At 71.0% G+C, this 20,522-nt stretch carries 21 protein-coding genes; 14 read left to right on the forward strand and 7 right to left on the reverse strand.

Annotated features, from left to right (window positions below; all coding sequences use genetic code 11):
* Nucleotides 1-8: 8 nt before the first annotated feature.
* Genes rsmB through def form a run of 3 tightly spaced genes read right to left on the reverse strand, consistent with a single transcriptional unit; the run spans nt 9 to nt 2,786 of the window.
* Complete coding sequence (gene rsmB, locus G6N75_RS08120) at nt 9-1,319, reverse strand: 16S rRNA (cytosine(967)-C(5))-methyltransferase RsmB (protein WP_165347847.1); 1,311 nt, start codon at nt 1,317-1,319, stop codon at nt 9-11.
* Nucleotides 1,316-2,245 (reverse strand): methionyl-tRNA formyltransferase, encoded by a 930-nt coding sequence (fmt, locus tag G6N75_RS08125; RefSeq protein ID WP_165347848.1) that lies wholly within the window; start codon nt 2,243-2,245, stop codon nt 1,316-1,318. The genes rsmB and fmt overlap by 4 nt, the downstream gene beginning before the upstream one ends.
* A 10-nt stretch (nt 2,246-2,255) precedes the next feature.
* On the reverse strand, nt 2,256-2,786 hold the full coding sequence (def, locus tag G6N75_RS08130) for a peptide deformylase (RefSeq protein WP_165347849.1): 531 nt from the start codon (nt 2,784-2,786) through the stop codon (nt 2,256-2,258).
* A gap of 306 nt (nt 2,787-3,092) precedes the next feature.
* Here def and G6N75_RS08135 point away from each other — a divergent pair, with 306 nt between their 5' ends.
* From G6N75_RS08135 to G6N75_RS08165, 7 genes are all read left to right on the forward strand, one after another.
* Nucleotides 3,093-4,139 (forward strand): LysM domain-containing protein, encoded by a 1,047-nt coding sequence (locus tag G6N75_RS08135; protein ID WP_165347850.1) that lies wholly within the window; start codon nt 3,093-3,095, stop codon nt 4,137-4,139.
* Between the two features lie 73 nt (nt 4,140-4,212).
* Nucleotides 4,213-5,334 carry a DNA-processing protein DprA gene (dprA, locus tag G6N75_RS08140; protein WP_165347851.1) on the forward strand — a complete coding sequence of 374 codons (1,122 nt, stop codon included), beginning with the start codon at nt 4,213-4,215 and terminating at the stop codon, nt 5,332-5,334.
* 1 nt (nt 5,335) lies between these two features.
* The gene (locus G6N75_RS08145) at nt 5,336-5,812 is read left to right on the forward strand and encodes a DUF494 domain-containing protein (RefSeq protein WP_165347852.1); all 477 of its coding nucleotides are present in this window, start codon (nt 5,336-5,338) and stop codon (nt 5,810-5,812) included.
* A 97-nt stretch (nt 5,813-5,909) separates the two neighbouring features.
* Nucleotides 5,910-8,399: a DNA topoisomerase I gene (locus G6N75_RS08150; RefSeq protein ID WP_165347853.1), complete on the forward strand. Its 2,490-nt coding sequence runs from the start codon at nt 5,910-5,912 to the stop codon at nt 8,397-8,399.
* Nucleotides 8,400-8,401: 2 nt separating this feature from the next.
* Nucleotides 8,402-8,962: a Sua5/YciO/YrdC/YwlC family protein gene (locus G6N75_RS08155; RefSeq protein ID WP_165347854.1), complete on the forward strand. Its 561-nt coding sequence runs from the start codon at nt 8,402-8,404 to the stop codon at nt 8,960-8,962.
* 21 nt (nt 8,963-8,983) lie between these two features.
* Nucleotides 8,984-9,904, forward strand: a complete 921-nt coding sequence (gene hemF / locus G6N75_RS08160; protein WP_165347855.1) for an oxygen-dependent coproporphyrinogen oxidase — start codon at nt 8,984-8,986, stop codon at nt 9,902-9,904.
* The gene (locus G6N75_RS08165; RefSeq protein ID WP_165347856.1) at nt 9,901-10,329 is read left to right on the forward strand and encodes a VOC family protein; all 429 of its coding nucleotides are present in this window, start codon (nt 9,901-9,903) and stop codon (nt 10,327-10,329) included. Before hemF ends, G6N75_RS08165 begins: the two co-directional genes overlap by 4 nt.
* A 13-nt stretch (nt 10,330-10,342) precedes the next feature.
* On the opposite strand, the gene G6N75_RS08170 is transcribed toward G6N75_RS08165, so the two are convergent.
* On the reverse strand, nt 10,343-10,732 hold the full coding sequence (locus tag G6N75_RS08170) for an MAPEG family protein (RefSeq protein WP_165347857.1): 390 nt from the start codon (nt 10,730-10,732) through the stop codon (nt 10,343-10,345).
* Between the two features lie 206 nt (nt 10,733-10,938).
* Between G6N75_RS08170 and G6N75_RS08175 the strand changes: the two genes are divergently transcribed.
* From G6N75_RS08175 to G6N75_RS08185, 3 genes are all read left to right on the forward strand, one after another.
* Nucleotides 10,939-12,966 carry a hypothetical protein gene (locus G6N75_RS08175; RefSeq protein WP_165347858.1) on the forward strand — a complete coding sequence of 676 codons (2,028 nt, stop codon included), beginning with the start codon at nt 10,939-10,941 and terminating at the stop codon, nt 12,964-12,966.
* A complete protein-coding gene (locus G6N75_RS08180; protein ID WP_165347859.1) occupies nt 12,963-14,138 on the forward strand; it encodes a hypothetical protein in 1,176 nt (391 codons plus the stop codon). The genes G6N75_RS08175 and G6N75_RS08180 overlap by 4 nt, the downstream gene beginning before the upstream one ends.
* A 68-nt stretch (nt 14,139-14,206) precedes the next feature.
* Nucleotides 14,207-14,872 carry a hypothetical protein gene (locus G6N75_RS08185; RefSeq protein ID WP_165347860.1) on the forward strand — a complete coding sequence of 222 codons (666 nt, stop codon included), beginning with the start codon at nt 14,207-14,209 and terminating at the stop codon, nt 14,870-14,872.
* A gap of 76 nt (nt 14,873-14,948) precedes the next feature.
* On the opposite strand, the gene G6N75_RS08190 is transcribed toward G6N75_RS08185, so the two are convergent.
* Nucleotides 14,949-15,548 (reverse strand): DNA-3-methyladenine glycosylase I, encoded by a 600-nt coding sequence (locus G6N75_RS08190; RefSeq protein ID WP_165347861.1) that lies wholly within the window; start codon nt 15,546-15,548, stop codon nt 14,949-14,951.
* 72 nt (nt 15,549-15,620) lie between these two features.
* Nucleotides 15,621-15,929, reverse strand: coding sequence for a hypothetical protein (locus tag G6N75_RS08195; protein WP_165347862.1), 309 nt, complete (start codon nt 15,927-15,929; stop codon nt 15,621-15,623).
* Nucleotides 15,930-16,152: 223 nt separating this feature from the next.
* Between G6N75_RS08195 and hemB the strand changes: the two genes are divergently transcribed.
* Genes hemB through dmeF form a run of 4 tightly spaced genes read left to right on the forward strand, consistent with a single transcriptional unit; the run spans nt 16,153 to nt 19,604 of the window.
* A complete protein-coding gene (gene hemB / locus G6N75_RS08200) occupies nt 16,153-17,163 on the forward strand; it encodes a porphobilinogen synthase (protein ID WP_165347863.1) in 1,011 nt (336 codons plus the stop codon).
* Between the two features lie 13 nt (nt 17,164-17,176).
* A complete protein-coding gene (gene aroE / locus G6N75_RS08205; RefSeq protein WP_206203003.1) occupies nt 17,177-18,004 on the forward strand; it encodes a shikimate dehydrogenase in 828 nt (275 codons plus the stop codon).
* Nucleotides 18,005-18,008: 4 nt separating this feature from the next.
* Nucleotides 18,009-18,593 carry a TMEM165/GDT1 family protein gene (locus G6N75_RS08210; protein WP_165347864.1) on the forward strand — a complete coding sequence of 195 codons (585 nt, stop codon included), beginning with the start codon at nt 18,009-18,011 and terminating at the stop codon, nt 18,591-18,593.
* Between the two features lie 21 nt (nt 18,594-18,614).
* Nucleotides 18,615-19,604 (forward strand): CDF family Co(II)/Ni(II) efflux transporter DmeF, encoded by a 990-nt coding sequence (dmeF, locus tag G6N75_RS08215; protein WP_165347865.1) that lies wholly within the window; start codon nt 18,615-18,617, stop codon nt 19,602-19,604.
* On the opposite strand, the gene G6N75_RS08220 is transcribed toward dmeF, so the two are convergent.
* Entirely contained in the window at nt 19,601-20,521 is a 921-nt protein-coding gene (locus tag G6N75_RS08220; RefSeq protein WP_206203004.1) for an alpha/beta hydrolase, read from the reverse strand. The genes dmeF and G6N75_RS08220 overlap by 4 nt on opposite strands.
* Nucleotide 20,522 lies beyond the last annotated feature (1 nt).

Here is a 20,522-nt window from a genome sequence, read left to right on the forward strand (position 1 = left end):
GTCCCCGCCTAGGCCGGCCGTAAGAGGCAAGCATAATAAAAGCCGTCCACCCCTGCCTCACCGCTCAACAGCTGGCGCCCGGGACCGGACCGCCGGCCCCAGCCCGGCTCCCCCAGGTCCAGCGCCCGCGCCTCGGGATGGCGTGCCAGGAAGGCGGCGGCCTGGGCGGAGTTTTCGGGCTTGAGCACCGCACAGGTCGCGTACAGCAGGCGCCCGCCGGGCGCCAGCAAGGGCCACAGCGCCTCGAGCATCGCCGCCTGTCGGGCCGCCAGCTGCGCCACGTCTCCTGGCCGGCGCAGCAGCTTGATGTCGGGATGGCGCCGGATCACGCCGGTGCCGGAGCACGGCGCGTCGAGCAGGATCCGGTCGAAGGGCCGCCCGTCCCACCAGCCGGCAGGATCGGTCGCGTCGCCGGCAACCACCCGGGCCGCGAGGCCGAGCCGCGCGAGGTTCTCCCGCACCCGCTCCAGCCGGTCCGGCGCGACATCGAGCGCGGTCAGGTCCAGGCCTGGATGGCGCTCGAGGAGGTGGCAGGCCTTGCCGCCCGGCGCGGCGCAGGCGTCGAGCGCCCGCATGCCCGCCGCCGGCGCCAGCAGGCCGGCGGCCAGCTGGGCGGCGCCGTCCTGGACCGAGACGTCGCCCGCAGCGAAACCGGGCAGTGACTCCACCGGCAGCGGCGCCGCCAGCCGCAGGGCTTCCGGGGCGGGATCCCACGGCTCGGCCGCGCCGCCCTCCGCCTGCAGCCGAGCCAGCCAGTCCGCGCGGCTGCTCCGGGCGGCATTGACCCGCAGCCACATCGGCGCCTGCTGGTTGTTCGCTGCGACCACCGCCTCCCAGTCACGCGGCCAGTCGCGCGCCAGCGCGTCCAGCAGCCACCGCGGATGGGCGTGGATCACCTCCGGGTCCCGCGCGACGCGCGCCTTGAGCGTGTCCCGCTCGCGCAGCCAGCGCCGCAGGCAGGCGTTCAGCAGGCCCGCATGGCGCGCGCGGCCAAGGCTGCGCGCGGCTTCGACGGTCGCCGCGACGGCCGCATGGTCCGGCACGCGCGAGGCCTCCAGCTGGTAGAGCCCGAGGGCCAGCAGCGCGCGGACCTCGGCCTCGCGGGCCGGCAGCGGCCGGGCCAGCAACAGGCCGGACCACCGCTCCAGCCTCGGATAGAGTCGCAGCGTGCCGTAGGCGAGCTGGGTCGCCAGGGCGCGATCCGGCCCGGACAGGCCCGCAACGGCCGCGCCGAGGTGCTCGTCGAGTGAGTGGCCGGGCCCGAGCACGGCGGCTACGGCGCGCGCCGCCGCGGCGCGGGCGGGGGCGCCGGCGCTCACCTGCCGAGCTGCTCGCCGAGCAGCGCCCGGCCGTTGAGAAACTCGCGCGCGGCCAGCACCCGGCCGCCGGGCACCTGCAATTCCAGCGCCCGCACGCTGCCCGTCCCCGCCGCGATATCCACGCCTTCGGGGCCGGCGCGCCAGACCCGCCCGGGCGGGCCTTCCTGCGCCGGGATGGCTGCCGCGCGATGCAGTTTCAGCCGCTGGCCCTGCCAGGCGGTCCAGGCGCCGGGCCGGGGGGAAAAGGCACGGACTTGCCGGGCGAGCTCCGTGGCCGGGCGATCCCAGTCCAGTTCGGCGTCCTCCGGGGCGATCTTGGCCGCGTAGGTCGCGGCGGCGGGATCCTGCGGCCGGGGCGCCAGGCGGCCCGCGAGAATCTCCGGCAGGGTCGCCGCCAGCAGCTCCGCGCACAGCCGGGCGAGCCGTGGACAGAGCTCGCCGGCAGTCTCCAGCTCGCCGATCGGCGTTTCCTGTATTTTGTATACTGGACCCGTGTCCAGCCCTTTCTCCATCTGCATTACGGACACGCCGGTGACCGGGTCGCCGGCCTCGATGGCGCGCTGGATGGGGGCCGCGCCGCGCCAGCGCGGCAGCAGCGAGGCATGGCCGTTGATGCACCCGGCCGGGGGCAGGTCGAGAACGCGCTGCGGCAGGATCAGCCCGTAGTCCACCACCACGATGACGTCCGGGCGCAGCGCGGCGAGGGCGGCCTCCGCCTCGGGCGTGCGCAGGGTCGCCGGAGTGAGGACGGCCAGGCCGAGCTCGGCGGCGCGCTGCCCCACGGGCGTGGGGGCCAGGCGCCGGCGCCGGCCGGCAGGGCGTTCGGGCTGGGTCAGGACGCCGACCAGCTCCGCCGGGCCGGCTGCCAGGGCCTCGAGCGTCGGCACCGCGAAGTCCGAGCTCCCCGCAAAGACCAGGCGGGCCACGGCGCGCGCCCTAGAGCACGTTGGCTGCGGCGGGCTCCTTCTGGCGGCGACCGCGGTCCTTCTCGATCCGCTTGCGGATCCGCTGCCGCTTCAGGTCGGACAGGTAGTCGACGAAGAGCTTGCCGTCGAGATGGTCCATCTCGTGCTGCACCACCACCGCCAGGAGGCCGTCCAGCTCCATCTCGAAGGGCTGGCCCTCGAGGTTCAGGGCCCGCACGCGGATCCAGTCGGAGCGCGTCACCGACTCGTAGAAGCCCGGCACGGAGAGGCAGCCTTCTTCCATGACCTCGGTCCCGCGCCGCTCCAGAATCTCCGGATTGATGAAAACGTGCGGTGTGTCCTGTTTCTCGGAGATGTCTGCGACCAGCATGCGACGGTGGACGTTGACCTGCGTCGCGGCCAGGCCGATGCCCGGCGCCTGGTACATGGTCTCCAGCATGTCGGCCGCCAGCTGGCGCAGCTCGTCGTCCACCTCGGCAATCGGCGTCGCCTTGGTGCGGAGCCGCGGATCGGGATATTCGAGTATGTTCAGGATCGCCATGAAAGCTGTTCCACTTGCTCGTGTATTACGCCACAAAATGCGGGTAACGGTATGACAATTCAAGCCCACCGTGCTAACTTCGCAGCGATGCGAAGGTGGCGGCACAGGCCGCGGCCGGGTACCGGTGACACCGGCTGCCGCGAATTATACCAAGCGACAGCACCGCACTCTTACGAAGGACAGCATGGAGCAAGGCCCGCCATGTCCCAGTCGATTTTCCGCCCCTTTCGGACGCGCTTGCTGACCGGTTTCGGAGCGGCCCTGCTGCTCGCTGGCTGTGCCAGTACCCCGGATGCGCCCCCGCCGGTGACCGCACCGGCTCCGGCTCCGGCTGCCGAGGCGCCGCCGCCCCAGGCGAGCCCGCCGCCGGCGAGAGTTGCCCCGGCAACGCCGGTGCGGCTGAACCCGGCCCACCCGGACCGCTACGTGGTGCAGAAAGGTGACACGCTGTGGGACATCTCGGCGATGTTCCTGCGCGATCCCTGGTTCTGGCCCGAGATCTGGTATGTCAACCCGCAGGTCGCCAACCCCCACCTGATCTTCCCCGGGGACGTGCTGACGCTGGTTTACATCGACGGCCGGCCGCGCATCATCCGCGAGCGCGGCGAGACGGCCGGCGGCCGTGAGCGCCTCGAGCCGCGGGTCCGCGCCGAGCCGCTCGAGGATGCCATCCTCACTATTCCCTACGACCGCATCGCCGCGTTCCTGAGCCGGCCGACCGTGCTCGACCGCGACACGGCGGAGAACGCGCCCTACATCCTGTCCAGCCGCCGCGGCCACCTGGTGCACGGCGCGCAGTCCGAGGTGTACGTGCGCGGCGGCGAGTTCGCCATGGAGCAGGACTTCAGCGTGATCCGCCTGGGCGACCGCCTGCGCGACCCGGACACGGGCAACATGCTCGGCTACCAGGGGATTTATGTCGGCCAGGGCCAGATCGTGCGCGAGGGCGATCCCGCGACGATGTATCTCATCAGCACCGAGCGCGAGGCGCTGAACGGGGACCGGCTGCTCCCGGTCGACATGGACGCCCCGCCGCGCTTCGTGCCGCGGCCGCCGGAGCAGGCCGTGGACGGCAGCATCATCCATGTGCTCGACGGCGTGTCGCTGGTGGGCGCCTTCCAGATAGTCACTCTCAACCGGGGCGCCAGCCACGGTCTCGCGCCGGGTCACGTCCTGTCGGTCTGGCAGGCCGGGCAGCTCGCCGACGACCGCTTCGGCGGCGGCCGGGTGCAGCTGCCGGACGAATATGCCGGCTACCTGATGGTATTCAAGACCTACGAGAACCTCAGCTTCGGCCTCATCATGCAGGCCGAGAACGAGATTCGCGTGCTCGACAAGGTGCGCAATCCCTGACGGCCCGCGTCACCTGCTCGAGTCCTGTAACGACGCCGGCGCCCTGCCGGCGTCGTGCTTTGGGGAGCCTGGAATGAACCATGCCGCCGCCTGGCTGCGCCTGTCGCTGACCCCCGGGATCCCGGGCGCGGTGGCCCGGCAGCTCGCCGGCCACTCCGCCGGTCTCGCCGACCTGCTCGCAGCGGGCGCCCGCGAGCTGGAGTCCCTGGGCGTGCCGGCCGAGCCGGCCCGGACCCTCACGGGCCCGGCGCCGGTCTGGCTGCCGGAGGCGCTGGACTGGCTGGCAGAGCCCGGCCACGACCTCCTCACGCTCGCCGACCCCGACTATCCGCCGCTCCTCAGGCAGGCTGCGGGCGCACCCGTGGCGCTGTTCCTGCGCGGCGACCGGGCGCTGCTCGGGGAGCCGCATTTCGCCATCGTCGGCAGCCGCAACCCGACGCCCCAGGGCCTGGAGAATGCGCGTGCCTTCGCCGAGTACCTGGCGGGCTGCGGGCTGGTGATCTGCAGCGGGCTGGCCGCCGGCATCGATGCGGCGGCCCACGCAGGCGCCCTGGGGGCGGGGGCCCCGACCACCGCGGTGCTGGGCTGCGGCCCGGACCGCGCCTATCCCGCGGCCAATGCACCGCTGGCCCAGCGGATCGCCGCCGAGGGCCTGGTGATCTCCGAATACCTGCCCGGCACGCGCCCGCTGAAGGAACATTTCCCCCAGCGCAACCGGATCATCAGCGGCCTGTCGCTGGGCGTGCTGGTGGTGGAAGCCGCGCGCCGCAGCGGCTCGCTGATCACGGCGCGCCTGGCCGGGGACCAGGGCCGGGAAGTGTTCGCCATCCCGGGCAGCATCCACAATCCCCTCGCCCGCGGCTGCCACCAGTTGATCCGCCAGGGCGCGGTGCTGGTCGAAACCGCCGCGGACATCCTGGCCGAGATCGGCCCGCTGGCCGGCCTCGCGCTGGCCCCGCCCGCGCCGCCCGCGGGCCGCGCCGGCGCCCGCGAGGAGGCTGCGGAGGCCCCGGACGGCGACTATGCCCGGCTGCTCGAGGCCCTCGCCCACGACCCCTGCGGGGTCGACGCCCTCGCCGCGCGCACCGGTTTGACGGCTGCGGAGGTTTCATCGATGATGCTGATCCTTGAACTCCAGGGAGAAGTGGAGTCCTTGCCGGGCGGACGCTTCGCGCGCAAAACGACGAGGTCGTGAAATGACGGAGAGTGTGCTCGACGTTCTGATGTATTTGTTCGAGACCGCGGGGGACGAGGGTGTCCCGCCGGAGCCCGACCGGGACGGACTGCGGGAAGAACTGGAACGCGCGGGCTTTCACGACCGGGAGATCGACCGGGCCCTGGAATGGCTCGACGGCCTGGCCGGTGTCCGCGACGACGAGGTCGGCGCGGCGCCGACCGACCACGGCGTCAGGATCTACGCCCGCACCGAGCTGGCCAGGATCGACGCCGAAGGCCGCGGGTACCTGTTGTACCTGGAGCAGATCGGCATCCTCGCGCCGCACCAGCGCGAGCTGGTCATCGACCGGCTGATGGCGCTCGACAGCCCCGAGGTGGATGTCGATGACATCAAGTGGGTGGTGCTGATGGTGCTGTTCAGCCAGCCGGGCGAAGAGAGCGCCTATGCCCGCATGGAGGACCTGGTCTTCGACGACCGGGCGTGGGCCGTGCACTAAGCCCCGGCTTGGGGCATCACACGGCCCTGGCGGAGAATACGGGGGTCGTGGCGCGAGCCACGGCCCGTTTTTTCGACTTGACGACCGTAAGGACGAGATGAGCAAGAACCTGGTAATCGTGGAATCGCCGGCCAAGGCCAAGACCATCGAGAAATACCTCGGCGGCGACTTCAAGGTGCTCGCTTCCTACGGCCACGTGCGCGACCTGCGCGCCAAGGAGGGGGCGGTCGACCCCGAGCACGGCTTTGCCATGAGCTACGAGGAGATCGACCGCAACCGCAAGCACATCGACGCCATCGCCCGGGCGGCGCGCAACGCCGACGCCCTCTACCTCGCCACCGACCCGGACCGCGAGGGCGAGGCGATCAGCTGGCACGTCTGCGAGTCGTTGCGGGAGCGCGGGCTGCTCGACGACTGCCCGGTGCACCGCATCGTCTTCCACGAGATCACCAAGCGCGCCGTGCAGGAGGCGCTGGAGCACCCGCGCCAGATCTCGGGCGACCTGGTGAACGCCCAGCAGGCGCGCCGCGCGCTGGACTACCTGGTGGGCTTCAACCTGTCGCCGCTGCTGTGGCGCAAGATCCGGCCCGGCCTGTCCGCAGGCCGGGTGCAGACGCCGGCGCTGCGCCTGATCGTCGAGCGCGAGCGGGAAATCGAGAGCTTCAAGCCGGTCGAGTACTGGAGCATCGAGGCCACGCTCGCCAAGAACGGCCAGGCCTTCCCGGCGCGGCTGGCCGAGTACGGCGGCCAGCGCATCGACGACAAGCTGGAGAAGTTCTTCCTCGGCAACGAGGGCCAGGCCCGCGAGGCGGAGCGCACCCTGCGGGAGACCGCCGCCGGCAAGCTGCTCGTCTCCTCGGTGGAACGCCGGCAGCGCAAGCAGAACCCCGCCCCGCCCTTCACCACCTCTACGCTGCAGCAGGAAGCCGCGCGCAAGCTCGGCTTCACGGCGCAGAAGACCATGCGCACCGCGCAGCGGCTGTACGAGGGCGTGGACTTCGGCGAGGGCGCAACGGGACTGATCACCTACATGCGTACCGACTCGGTGTCGCTGGCCGGGGACGCGCTGCACGAGATCCGCAGCGTGATCGGCCAGCGCTTCGGCGCCGGCTCGGTGCCGGAAAAGCCGCGCCACTATCGCACCAAGTCGAAGAATGCGCAGGAGGCGCACGAGGCCATCCGCCCGACCTCCGCCGCGCGCCATCCGGACGCTCTTCTCGGCAAGCTCGACCGCGACCAGCAGCGCCTCTACGAGCTGATCTGGAAGCGCGCGGTCGCCAGCCAGATGACCAGCGCCGTGTTCGACACGGTATCGCTGGACCTGGTGCCCTCGCAGGCCCCGGACGCGGGCCACCGCTTCCGCGCCTCGGGCTCCATCCTGGTCAAGCCCGGCTACATCGCCGTCTACCAGGAGGGCCGCGACGACGCCGAGGACGAGCAGGACCGGCGCCTGCCGCAGGTGGAGGAAGGCGAGCTGGTGGCGCTCGACAAGCTCGAGGCGGAGCAGCACTTCACCAAGCCGCCGCCGCGCTTCACCGAGGCCAGCCTGGTGAAGACGCTCGAGGAATTCGGCATCGGCCGGCCCTCTACCTACGCCACCATCATCTCCACCCTGCTCGACCGCGAGTACGTGGAGCTGGACCGCAAGCGCTTCGTGCCGACCGACGTGGGCCGCATCGTCAGCACCTTTCTCAGCGACCATTTCACCCAGTACGTGGACTACGACTTCACGGCGCGCATGGAAGACTACCTCGACGCCATCTCGCGGGGCGAACAGGACTGGAAGAAGCTGCTGGGACGGTTCTGGGAGCCTTTCCGTGACCTGGTGCAGGACAAGCAGGAGTCGGTCACCAAGCGCGACGTGATGCCCAATCGCGAGCTGGGCAAGGACCCGGCCAGCGGCAAGCCGGTCCTGGTCAAGATCGGGCGCTACGGGCCCTACGTGCAGATCGGCACCGCCGAGGACGAGGACAAGCCCCGCTTCGCCGGCATCCCGCGCGGCAAGAGCATGCAGCACATCACGCTGGCGGAGGCGCTCGAGCTGTTCAAGCTGCCCCGCGAGCTCGGCGAGACGCCGGACGGCCTGCCGGTACTGGTCAACATCGGCCGCTTCGGGCCCTTCGTGAAGTACGGCTCGAAATACGCCTCGCTGAAGAAGGACGACGACCCCTACACCATCGGCCTCGACCGCGCGCTGGAGATCGTCCGCGACAAGGAGGCGCTCGACGCCGCCCGCACCATCCGCGAGTTCCCGGATGCCGGCGTACGGATCCTGAAGGGCCGCTTCGGGCCCTACGTCACCGATGCCGGCCGCCGCGCCAGCGTGCCCAAGGCCAGGGACCCGGCGTCGCTCACGCTGGAGGAGGCCCTGCAGCTGCTCGAGGAAGCGCCGGCGAAGAAGAAGGGCGCGGGCAAGAAGAAAGCCGGCGCGAAGAAGTCGGCGACGAAGAAAACTTCGAGCAAGAAGGCGCCGGCGAAAAAGAAGGCCAGGAAAAAGACTGCCGCCGGCCGCAAGAAGCCGGCAACGAAGAAGAAGGCTGCGGCCAAGAAGGCCGCGGCCGCGCCAGCGGGGCCACAGGAGCGCTAGTGATGGCGGGCATGCTGGCGATTCGTCGGGCAGCCGGAGTCATCCGCGCCGGAGGTGTCGTCGCCTACCCGACCGAGGGCGTCTGGCGCCTGGGTTGCGATCCGCTCGACGCCACGGCGGTCGCGCGCATCCTGGCCATCAAGGAGCAGCCCGCGGAACTGGGGCTGGTCCTCATCGCCGCCGACCCCGCGCAGCTCGAGCCCTGGATCGAACCCGTCTCCCACGAAGTGGAGGCGCGCGTAGCGGCGACCTGGCCCGGCCCGGCCACCTGGGTCTTCCCGGCGCGCGCCTGGGTGCCTTACTGGGTGCACGGCGGCCGGGAAACTCTCGCCGTTCGCGTGACAGCTCATGCCCAGGCCGCGGCGCTGTGCCGGGAAACCGGCTTCCCGATCGTCGCCGCCAGCGCGCACCACAGCGGGCACGCCGCCGCGCGCAGCGGCATCCAGGTCCGCCGCTGGCTGGGCGACGAAGTGGATTTCATCCTGGGGGGATCGGCCGGCGAGCGCCAGGCGCCGGTCGAGATTCGCGATGCCATCACGGGGCGCACCCTGCGCGCCGGCTAGGGGAGCATGCAGGTGACAGGCATGGTGAGCACAAACGACATCCTCGCTGTCGAGGACTGGCTGAAGTCGCTGCAGGACGAGCTCTGCGCGGCACTTGAAGCGCTCGACGGCGGCGCCCGTTTCCGTCGCGACCGGTGGGACCGGCCCGAGGGTGGCGGCGGCGACAGCCGCGTCCTCGAGGAAGGCGCGCTGTTCGAGAAGGGCGGGATCAATTTCTCCGCCGTCCACGGCGCGGCCCTGCCGCCGTCGGCGACTGCCCGGCGACCAGAGCTGGCCGGGCGCAGCTTCCGTGCCACCGGCGTCTCCATGGTGCTCCATCCGCGCAACCCCTACGTCCCGACCACGCACGGCAACTGGCGCTTCTTCGTCGCCGAGAAGACTGGCGAGGCGCCGGTGTGGTGGTTCGGCGGCGGCTTCGACCTGACGCCCTACTATCCCTTCCTGGAGGACGTGCAACACTGGCATCGCGTCAGCCGGGACGCCTGCCGGCCCTTCGGCGAGGACATTTATCCGCGCTTCAAGCAGTGGGCCGACGAGTACTTCTACTTGAAGCACCGGCAGGAGCCGCGCGGCGTGGGCGGCCTGTTCTACGATGACCTCAACGAGTGGGGCTTCGAGCGCTGCTTCGAATTCTCGCGCGCCGTGGCGGCCCACTTCCTGCCGGCTTACACGCCGATCGCGGAGCGCCGCCGCCATACGCCCTGGTCCGAGCGCGAGCGGGAGTTCCAGCTGTACCGGCGCGGCCGCTACGTGGAGTTCAACCTGGTGTACGACCGGGGCACGGTATTCGGGCTGCAGTCCGGCGGCCGGATCGAGTCGATCCTGATGTCGCTGCCGCCCCTGGTCCGCTGGATCTACGACTGGCACCCCGAGCCCGGTTCGCCCGAGGCGGGGCTGTACGAGGATTTCCTCAGGGAACGCGACTGGCTGGAGGACGCATGAGACCGAGATTTCACCTGGCTTTTCCGGTGCACGACCTGGAGGCGGCGCGCGGCTTTTACGTCGGCATGCTGGGCTGCGGCGTCGGGCGCGAGTCCGACAAGTGGATCGACTTCGATTTCCACGGCCACCAGATCACGGCCCATCTCTGCCCGGAGACGCGCCCGCCCGGCGCCAATCCGGTCGACGGCAACCGGATCCCGGTGCGGCATTTCGGGCTGGTCCTGGAACGCAGCGACTGGGAGGCGCTGGGCGAGAAATTGCGGGAAGGCGGCGCCGATTTCCTCATCGAGCCGCGCATCCGCTTCAAGGGGCGGCCCGGCGAGCAGGCGACGATGTTCGTGCTCGACCCGTCCGGGAACGCGCTGGAGTTCAAGTCCTTTGCGGATGACGGCGCGGTTTTCGCGCCCGACCCCGGCGTCGCCTGAGCCGCCGCCCGGCTCAGGCCAGCGCGAGCCAGAGGTTCAGCAGCGCGGCCGCCAGCAAGGCGACCCAGGTGAACAGGGTGCCGTAGAAACGTCCCGGAGTGGTGCCGCCGCTCTTTGACAGGCCCCAGGCGTGCCCCGCCCGGCTCAGCACGAACACGCCGCCGAGGACGTGCAGCAGCCACGCGGGCGCGCCGCCCAGCTCGGCCGCCAGCAGCAGGACCAGGAACAGCGGCACGTACTCGGCGAAGTTGCCGTGCACGCGGATCGCCCGCTCCAGGTCGGCATTCCCGCCGGTGCCGAGACCGATCCTGCCCTTGCGCCGGTGGTTGACCACCTGCCAGCAGAGCGCCAAGAATAGCAGGCCGAGCAAGCCGCCGTACAAGGCCGTGATCACAGGATTCATGAGCGCCGCATCTCCGTGCCGTGGGACGGCGCAAAGCTTACCCGAGTACTGCGCTCGAGGGCAGGAGAATTGCCGCGCCGGGGCGAATTGCTGCGGTGCGCGTGATCTGCTGCGGTGGCCGCGAACGATCCGCGTCTGGGACGCAGTTCGCGTTTTTCGTGCAAAAATCGTGTACAAGAGCTGCAATTTGTCCGCCGGAGCCACGAATGGGAACCCGTCTGGTCGCGCTCTTGCTACTGGCCGCCTGCCTGCAGCCCGCCGCCGCGCAGCAGGCCGGACCCCTCACGGCGATCGACCAGCGCAGCTTCAGCCTCGACCTGCCGGCCGCGGCGCTCGCACAGGCCGACGGCGCATTGGCGGTGGATCTCGACGGATATGACCTGACGCCCTTCAGCCGGGTCGACGGCACCGTGCTGCGCGTGGCGCTGGACTCCCCGCTGCCGCCGGGCGGCTACCTGTTGAGCCTGATGCTGTTCTTTCCGGACGGCAGCGTCGAAGTGCTGCTGGACACGATCCTCCAGGTGCCCGTGGGGGACGGCATGACGCACAGCGCCAGCGGCATGCTGCAGGCGAGCTACCGGGTCGCGGAAGGCCCGGCCGAGAATTTCGCCGGCGCGGACGACACTACGGCCAAGGGCAGCGTTTCCTACCAGGGAGAGCGCCGTTCCGGGGCGTGGCGCCTCGGCGCCGGCGCAGGCGTGATCTACGACCGCTACAGCCAGGCCGCGCCCGCCGACGAGCGCTGGCTGCTGCCCGAGTATGCGCTGTTCGCGGCGCACGAGGGGTCCGTGGCGGCGACCGAACTGAAAGCGGGCAACGTGGCCGTCAGCCAGGACGACCTGCTGTTCTCGAACTTCCAGCGCCGGGGCGTGGCCCTCCAGTCGCTGGCTGCCTCGGAGCGTTTCCAGCTCCAGGCCTTCTCCATGGTGTCCGCCCCGAGCAACCTGGTGCAGGCCGACGAGCTCCTGCCGCGTGACAGCGACAATCGTTCCAGCGGCCTGCGGGCCTCCGTTGCGCTGCCGGACGAGCGCCTCCGGCTCAGTGGCGGGCTGGTCGACGGGCGGGGCCCGCTGGGCGGCGCCGGCTTCAACCAGTTCATCGACCCCGCCATCATCGGCGGCGACAGCTGGAACGTCGGGCTGGACTCCAGGCTCGCGGGCGGCAGCGTGGCGCTCGCCCTGGAGCGCGCCGGGTCGAATTTCGACGTCGACGGGATCGGCGTGGGCGCGCCGGAGCGCAGCGACGACGCCATGCGAGCGACGCTCGGCCTTGCTTCGGGCGGCGCTTTCGACAGCGGCCCGTTCTCGTACTGGTCCGCCGAGTTCCAGTATCGCCAGGTCGGCCTCGACTACTACAGCATGGCCAATCTCGCGCTGCCGGGAAACATCGAAGTTCACAGCGCCTACCTCCAGGCCGGCTGGCGCGACTTCGCCGTCGACCTCGACCTGGCGCGCGAGCGCAGCAATCCCGATGACGACCCGGATCTCGCCACCCAGACGCTGGACCGGGCGGGCGTGAACCTGGGCTGGTCGCCCGGCACCCTCGATCCCGACCGCGGGCCATGGCAGTGGCTGGGCGCCCCCTCGATCAATTCATGGGCATATCGCTACGAGAGCAGCCAGCCGGACGCCGACGCCCAGCTGGTCGGCTTCGACGTGGACAACGCCACGGACGAGATCGGCCTCGCGCTGACCTTCGCCCGCGCGCGGCTCAACTGGGGCTTGCAGCTCGCCCTGGTGGACTACGACGATCGCAGCGACCCGGTCTTCAATGGCAACTTCCTGGTCTACGAGCCGCCCTCCGACAGCCGCAATACCCAGGCCTCGCTCCAGGCCAGCTGGGCCGCATCCGAGCGGATCACCCTCGACGCGTACATCCAGCGCAACAAGCTCGAGGAGAGCGCGCTCGACGATGTCTACCGGAACACGGCTTACGGGCTCAGCGGCAATCTCATCGTGGTGCCGAATCGCCTGACGGCCCGCGCCGGCCTCAACTTCGGCCGCGACCACAGCGATTTCGGGAATCCCCAGTTCCTCGCCGAGCGCCTGCATTCGCGCGTCGCCGACCTGCAGCTGAGCTGGCAGGCGATCCATGCACGGCCAGGCCGTCCCGGGCTGAACCTCAACCTGAGCGGCAGCTACGCGCGCAACGAGGACCTTGCGTTGCTCGTCGACGACGAACTCTGGTCCGTGTTCGTCGGCGCGCAACTCGACTGGAACTGGAGCCGGCCATGAAATACGCGCTCGTCACCGCACTGCTCGCCCTGCTGCTGCTCGACAGCAGCCCGGCTGCGGCCGCCATAAGCGACGCCCGCGCGACTCCGCGGCAGCTGACGCTGTTCGGCACCAGCGGCAACCTGGTCCAGGTCCGGTGGCAGGTAGCGACCACGCCGGACCATGCCACCGGCGTGAGCTCGCCGGCGGCCACGATCGTTGACCCGGGTACGGGCCGGGTGCTGCTCGTCGTGAACACCTCGCTCGACGCCGCCGGCAGCGGTCCCTTCGTGTTGCGGGAATCGCTGCAGGTGGACGCTGACACCGTGCGGGGCTGGCAGGCGGCCGGCCTGGAGCGGGTGGTCCTGGAACGGAGTTTCGGCGACCCGGCGACCGGTGGCGGCGCCGTCGGCCGCGTGGTGCTGCGCCTCAGCGGCAGCCAGCTGCGGGCGCTGCGCGAGGGTGCGCCGAGCGAGCTGTTGGTGGTGTCCGTGCGGCTCGAGTTCGAGACCGGCAACAACACGGCCATCGTCGAACGCGACGCCGACCTGCGGGCCGGCCTGACTGTCCAGCACACGGGCACCGGCATCCTGCGCGGGCGCTGGCAGATCGCCGAGCCGGGCAGCTCCGAAGCGGTGCCGGTATTCCGCACACTCGCGCTGGTGAATACCCAGGTGCGTGCCGGGCAGCGCAGCTACCTGCGCAGCCCGGTGCTGCCGACCTCGCGCCCGGGCGTGTACCTGCTCCGCTTCTGCGTCTCCGGCACGGATCCCGTGGCGGTGGCCGAGGACGCGCAATGCCCGGGGGCGGGGCAGGTCGTGCATGCCACCTACCAGGTTCACGCCCGGGCCGGATTCAGGGTAGTCCGCATCCGCAGCCTGGAACCGGACCGGGCCCGCCTGGGCCAGGAGGGGATGTTCCGCTGGGGCGAGGTCCCCGGGGCGGCCACCTACCAGGTGCAGATCTTCGAATTCGCGCCCCGCGCGACCACCGGCGGCGAGGCGCCCGAGCCGCGCTTCATCGCCGGCATGCTGGTCCCCGGCGACGCCGGCGCGACCCGGCTGACCGAGCTGGCACGCAGCCGGCTGAGCCCCGAGCGGCGTTATCTCTGGCGCGTCACCGCCTACGATCAAGCCGGCGTGACGATCGGCACGAGCGAGGAAGCCAGTTTCATTTTCAGCCCGGACGGCTGAAGACACGTCGGCCAACCCCGTCGGCAAGAAGCGGACATGGCCGTAAAGCGATCGAGCAGGAGAAGCGAATGAACAAACTGATCAAGCAAGCTTGCATTGCGGCAGCGCTCGCGCTGCTGGCAACGCCACTCACCACGACCGCGCAGGAACGCCAGGTCGCCCCGCCGGAGAGGAAACCCCAGGCCGGGCTGTTGCTCCCCGCAGTCCAGAAAGCGCAGGACCAGGGGCAGGAACAGGAGCCCAATGAGGAAGAGCGGGTGATGCCGCACTACCATGGGCCCATCGGCGGCCAGGCCCAGCAGGGCATCGAACCCGACGAGATCGACGCGGCGGCCCGCGACCGTGCCGCCACCGCGCCGGCGCCGCGCGGCCGAGTCGACAAGGCCACGCCCATGCGCGGGCCGGCCGCGGGTGGCAGGGCCCTCACCACGCAGCAGATGATGGCCAAGCTGCAGCCCTCCGCTCACCGGGCCTCTTCGCATCGCCGGATCCTGCCGATGGCCGCGACCCAGGGGAATGAAGCCGGCAGCGGGCCGACTTCGGTGCAGCAGCCCAGGCCGTCCGAGCCCCCGAAGTACGAGATCGAGGAATGCGGCACCGCCACTAACCCGGCGATCTGCTGCCACCACGAGGCGGGCGACGGCTCCAGCTGCAACCTGTTCATCATGCTGTGTGAGCACCACGGCGGCACGGGCAAAGGCGACGGCGAGTCGGCAATCTGCTCGGACTGGTAAGGGCAGGCCCGGGCAACGACCCGGGCGGAAAACCTGGAGCTCGGCCGCTCCTCCCGCCGGGGGGAGCGGCCAGCGCTCAGAACGCCAGCCGCTCGCCGGCGGCGAGGCACTCCGCGTGCCGGTAGCAGCTCACCAGGTGGTCGTTCACCAGGCCGGTGGCCTGCAGGTGGGCATAGACGATGGTGCTGCCGACGAAGCGGAAGCCAAGGGTCTTGAGTTCCTTGCTGACGCAATCGGACAGCGGCGTGGTGGCGGGGACCTCGCTCATCTCGCGCCAGCGGTTCACCACCGGGCGCCCGTCGACGAAGCGCCATAGCCAGGCGCTGAAGCTGCCGTGGCGCGCCTGCAGCTCGAGGAAGGCGCGGGCGTTGCCGATCGCCGCCTCGATCTTCTGGCGGTTGCGGATGATGCCGGGATCACCCACCAGCCGTGCCACGCTGCGGCGGTTGAAGCGCGCTACGCGCTCGGGATCGAACGCGGCGAAGGCCCGGCGGTAACCCTCGCGCTTGTGCAGCACGGTGGCCCAGGACAGCCCGGCCTGCGCGCTTTCCAGCACCAGGAACTCGAACTGCCCCCGGTCGTCGGTGACGGGCGTGCCCCATTCCTGGTCGTGGTAGGCCTGGTAGGCGTCGCTGACGCCAAGGCACCAGTCACACCGCTGGCGAACGTCGGCCATGCGCGCCTCCAGCAAGAAAAGGGCCCGCGGCATCCGCCACAGGCCCTTCGTTCATGCCCGCAGAGCTGCTGCTCAGGCGGCCCCGCACTTGCCCTCGCCGCCCTTCTTGTCCTTGCTCTTGTCCTTGTCCTTGCTCTTGTCGCCGCCGCACTTGCCTTCGCCACACTTGCCTTCGCCGCACTTGCCCTCGGCCTTCTTCTCGTCGCCCTTGTGCTCTTCCTTCTTGCCGTGCTCGTCGATGGCGGCGTCGGTCATGTAGCCGCTCGACAGGGCCGTCATGCCGAAGGGGTTGGCGTCGGCCTGGGCGGCCTGGACGCCGGCCAGGGATCCCGCCAGCGCGATGCCGGCAGCCAGTGATACGGGCTTGATGGACTTCTTCATGGTGTTGCTCCTCTTTCCTCTTGGGTTGCCTGCGGGGTGCGGGCCTGTGCGCCAGGCGTAACGGCCCGTCTGTTGCCGCCGCAGATCGTTCTTGCCCCTCTATCCACGCATATCTTCCCCTCTGCTGGCAAGGTGCGACGCACGATCGGGGTTTGCATCGAGTGACAAGCCAACCCTAGTCGCGGGACAATCGCGTTTTGGTTCCCGCTGCCGGATGACGCCCATGAAAGCTCCCGCCAACCCCCAGTACCCGATGACCCGCATGCGCCGCCTGCGCCGGCACGAGTTCAGCCGCCGCCTGGTGCGCGAGCACTCGCTGGCGGTCGACGATCTCATCTGTCCCGTGTTCGTGCTGGAAGGCGAAGGGCGGCGCGAGGCCGTGCCGTCCATGCCCGGCGTGGAGCGCATGTCCATCGACGAACTGGTCCGGGAGGCGGCGGGCTGGGCCGGGCTGGGCATCCCGGCCGTGGCGCTGTTCCCCGTGACGCCGCCCGAGGTGAAGAGCCTGGACGCGGCCGAGGCCTGGAACCCCGAGGGCCTGGCGCAACGCGCCGCCCGGGCGCTGAAGGCCGCGCTGCCGGAGCTCGGCGTCATTACCGACGTGGCCCTGGACCCGTTCACCACCCACGGCCAGGACGGCATCATCGACGACACCGGCTACGTGCTGAACGACGTCACCGTCGAGGCGCTGGTGCGCCAGGCGCTGTCGCACGCCGAGGCCGGCGCGGACTGGGTCGCGCCCTCGGACATGATGGACGGCCGGGTCGGGCGCGTCCGCGCGGCCCTCGAGGAGGCCGGCCACGTGAACACCGGCATCCTCGCCTACTCGGCCAAGTACGCCTCCAGCTTCTACGGCCCCTTCCGCGACGCGGTCGGCTCCGCCGGCAACCTTGGCAAGGGCAACAAGTACGGCTACCAGATGGACCCGGGCAACAGCGACGAGGCGGTGCGCGAAGTCGCGCTGGACATCGCCGAGGGCGCCGACGCCTTCATGGTGAAGCCGGGCATGCCCTACCTGGACATCGTGCGCCGGGTGAAGAGCGAGCTCGGCGTCCCGACGTTCGTCTACCAGGTGAGCGGCGAGTACGCCATGCTGCGCGCCGCCGCGGCCAACGGCTGGCTGGACGAGAAGGCGGTGGTGCTCGAGGCGCTGCTCGGCATGAAGCGCGCCGGCGCCGACGGCATCCTCACCTATTTCGCCCCGATGGTGGCGCGCTGGCTCAAGGACGGCTGAGGCCGCCGGCGCGTTGGCCATCCTCGACCGCTATGCGCTGTTCGGCCACCCAGTCGCGCACAGCCGCTCACCCTGGCTCCACGCGCGCTTCGCCGAGCTGACCGGGGAGGGGCTGTCCTACGAAGCCCGCGACGTGCCGCCCGGCGACTTCGACCAGGCGCTGGCGGAGTTCCTGCACGGCGGCGGCAAGGGCCTGAACATCACGGTGCCGCACAAGCTCGCCGCCTACGCCGCGGTCGACGAACTCACCGAGCGGGCCCGGCGGGCCGGCGCCGTGAACACCATCGCCGTGACGCCGGGCGGCCTGCTGGGCGACAACACCGACGGTGCCGGCCTGCTGCGCGACCTGGAACACAACCTCGGGCTGGCGCTCCACGGCATGCGGATCCTGCTGGTGGGCGCCGGCGGCGCGGCCCGCGGCGCGCTGGGGCCGCTGCTGGACGCCGGGCCGGCCGAGCTGTTGATCGCCAACCGCCATGCCGACAAGGCCCGGGCGCTGGCCGCGGATTTCGCCGGCGCCGGGCCGGTCTCCGGCGGCGGGCTGGAAGCGGCCCACGGGCCCTTTGCGCTGGTAGTCAACGCCACCTCCGCCAGCCTGCACGACGAAGTCCCGGCGCTGCCCGGCGACGCCGTCGATCCCGGCACCTTCTGCTATGACATGGCCTACGGCAGCGGCCCGACGGCATTCATGCGCTGGGCGGCGGACCGGGGCGCGGCCGGCACCGCGGACGGCATCGGGATGCTGGTCGAGCAGGCGGCGGAGTCCTTCGCCCTGTGGCGCGGCGTGCGCCCCCCCACGGCGCAGGCGCTGGCCGAGCTGAAGCGCCAGGCCGGGGCATGAGGCAGTGAGCCTCGAGGCTTTCCTGGTCCCGCTGGGCGTGGTGGCGCTGGCCGAGCTGGGCGACAAGTCCCAGCTGCTCTCCTTCATGCTCGCGGCCCGTTTCCGCGTCGTCGCGCCGATCGTTGCCGGGATCTTCGTCGCGGCGCTGGCCAATCACCTGCTGGCGGGCGCCGTCGGGGCGTGGCTGGTGGCGACGTTGGGGCCCGAGGGCCTGCGCTGGGCTGTCGGCGGAGGATTTCTGGCCATTGCGCTCTGGCTGCTGGTGCCGGACCGGGACGCGCCCGAAGAAGCGCTGCCGGCGGCACGTTTCGGCGCTTTCGGCACTACGCTGCTCGCCTTCTTCATCGCCGAGTTCGGCGACAAGACCCAGGTCTCGGCGGTGGCGCTGGTGGCCCATTACGAGGCCTTCCTGCCCGTGGTGGCGGGCACCACGCTCGGCATGACCCTGGCCAACGTCCCGGGCGTGTTCCTCGGCGATCGCCTGGCGGCACGGCTGCCGGTGCGGGCGATCACGCTGGTGGCCGCCGGCGTGTTCGGGGTGCTGGGTTTCCTGGCGCTGGCCGGCGCCGGCGAGGCGTACGGGCTCTAGCCCACGAAGAGGTCCTTATCGATGAACCAGGATACGCAGGCCCCCTGGGCCCACACGCACCAGTTCGATGCCGGCAGCCAGGCGGGCGAGCGCGGCACCCTGATCGTGCTGGGCATCACGCTCACGGCCATGGTGATCGAGATTTTCTCGGGCTTGTGGTTCAACTCCATGGCCCTGCTGGCCGACGGCTGGCACATGGGCTCGCATGCGCTGGCGATCGGCCTCAGCGCCTTCGCCTATATCGCCGCCCGTCGCTTCGCCGACGACCGGCGCTTCGCCTTCGGCACCTGGAAGATCGAGGTCCTGGCCGGCTTTGCGAGCGCGCTGATGCTGCTGGTGGTGGCGCTGCTGATGGTGGTCGCCTCGGTCGAGCGCATGATCTCGCCGCAGCCGATCCGCTACCAGGAAGCCATCGCCGTCGCGATCCTCGGGCTCATCATCAACATCGTGTGCGCCCTGATCCTCGGCCGGGCCCATCACCACGACCACCATCATGGCCACGACTATGCGCCCGACGACCATGACCACGACCATGAACACGGCCACCAGCACCACGACCTGAACCTGAAGGCCGCCTACGTGCACGTGCTGGCCGATGCCGCCACCTCCGTGCTCGCAATCATTGCGCTGGCCGGCGGGTGGCTGTTCGGCTGGGCCTGGCTGGATCCCATGATGGGCATCGTCGGCGCGGTTCTGATCTCGATCTGGGCGCGCAACCTCATCAGCCAGACGGGGAAGGTGCTGCTCGATCGCGAGATGGACCATCCCATTGTCCCGCGCATCAGGCGCGCCATCGCGGCCGCCGGGAGCGAGTCCGGCACCGAGATCACTGACCTGCACGCCTGGCGGGTCGGAAAGCGCGCCTATGCCGTGACGCTGACCCTGGTCACCCGGCACCCGCACCTCAGCGCGGCCGATGTCCGGTCCTGGCTCGCCGGCCTGGGCGACGTGGCCCACGCGACCATCGAAATCCACCGGGTCGCAGGCGAGACCGCCGCGCCCCGGGACTAGTCGAGCAGCTCGAGCACCGCCGCCTCGACCCGCGGCCAGGCCGGGGCGAACGGCGCGACCAGGTCGAAATGCCCGGCCCCGTCGATGACCTCCAGGCGGACCTCGTCGCCGTGCGCGCCGGCCTTCTCAGCGTAGCCTGAGGACTGCTCCAGCAGCACGACAGGATCCAGCGCACCGTGCAGCAGCCGCTGTGGCACGCCGAGCGGCAGGAGCCCGGCCGGGCTGGCCGCGGCGTAGCGCTCGGGCTGCTCCGCCGGCATGCCGCCCATCAGGAGCTGCACCGCCGCGTTGCAGCCACGCGCGCCCTCGGCATAGCGCGCGAGATCGGTGATGCCGGCCAGCGCCACCACGCCCCGGATGCGCGCCGGCGCCGCATGCAGCGGATGCGAGGCCGGCAGGTTGTGACGGCCGGCCAGCCACAGCGCGAGGTGCCCACCGGCCGAGTGCCCGACCAGCACCACGCGGTCGAGGTCGAGATTGTGCTCCGGTGCAAGGCTCGCCAGCCCGTCCAGCCCGGCCGCCGCGTCCTCGAAGGTCCCCGGCCAGCCGCCGCCCTCGTCGCCCACCCGGCGATACTCCGGCGTCCAGACCGCCGCCCCGGCGGCAGCCAGCGCGGCGCCCACGTGGGAGACATGGGCCAGGTCGTATTCCGCGCGCCAGCAGCCGCCGTGGAACAGCACCGCGACGGCGTGCGGGCCGGGACCGGCGGGCAGGCGCAGCTCGCCGAACTGCAGCGGATGCTCGCCGTAGGCGATCCGATGGTCCGCGGCGGGCACCGGCAGGGCCTCGATCTGGCCCCAGCTGACCGGTTGCGGCTCATCGGGTGCGGCCGGCTCGCTCGGTTGCTGGACGGGCGCGCAGGCGGCGAGTGCGACGGCGGCCAGCATACCCGCCAGCCTGCGGCCGGCAGCCGGCATC

The sequence above is a fragment of the Thioalkalivibrio sp. XN8 genome, assembly GCF_011058255.1.
Taxonomy (GTDB): Bacteria; Pseudomonadota; Gammaproteobacteria; order Steroidobacterales; family XN24; genus XN24.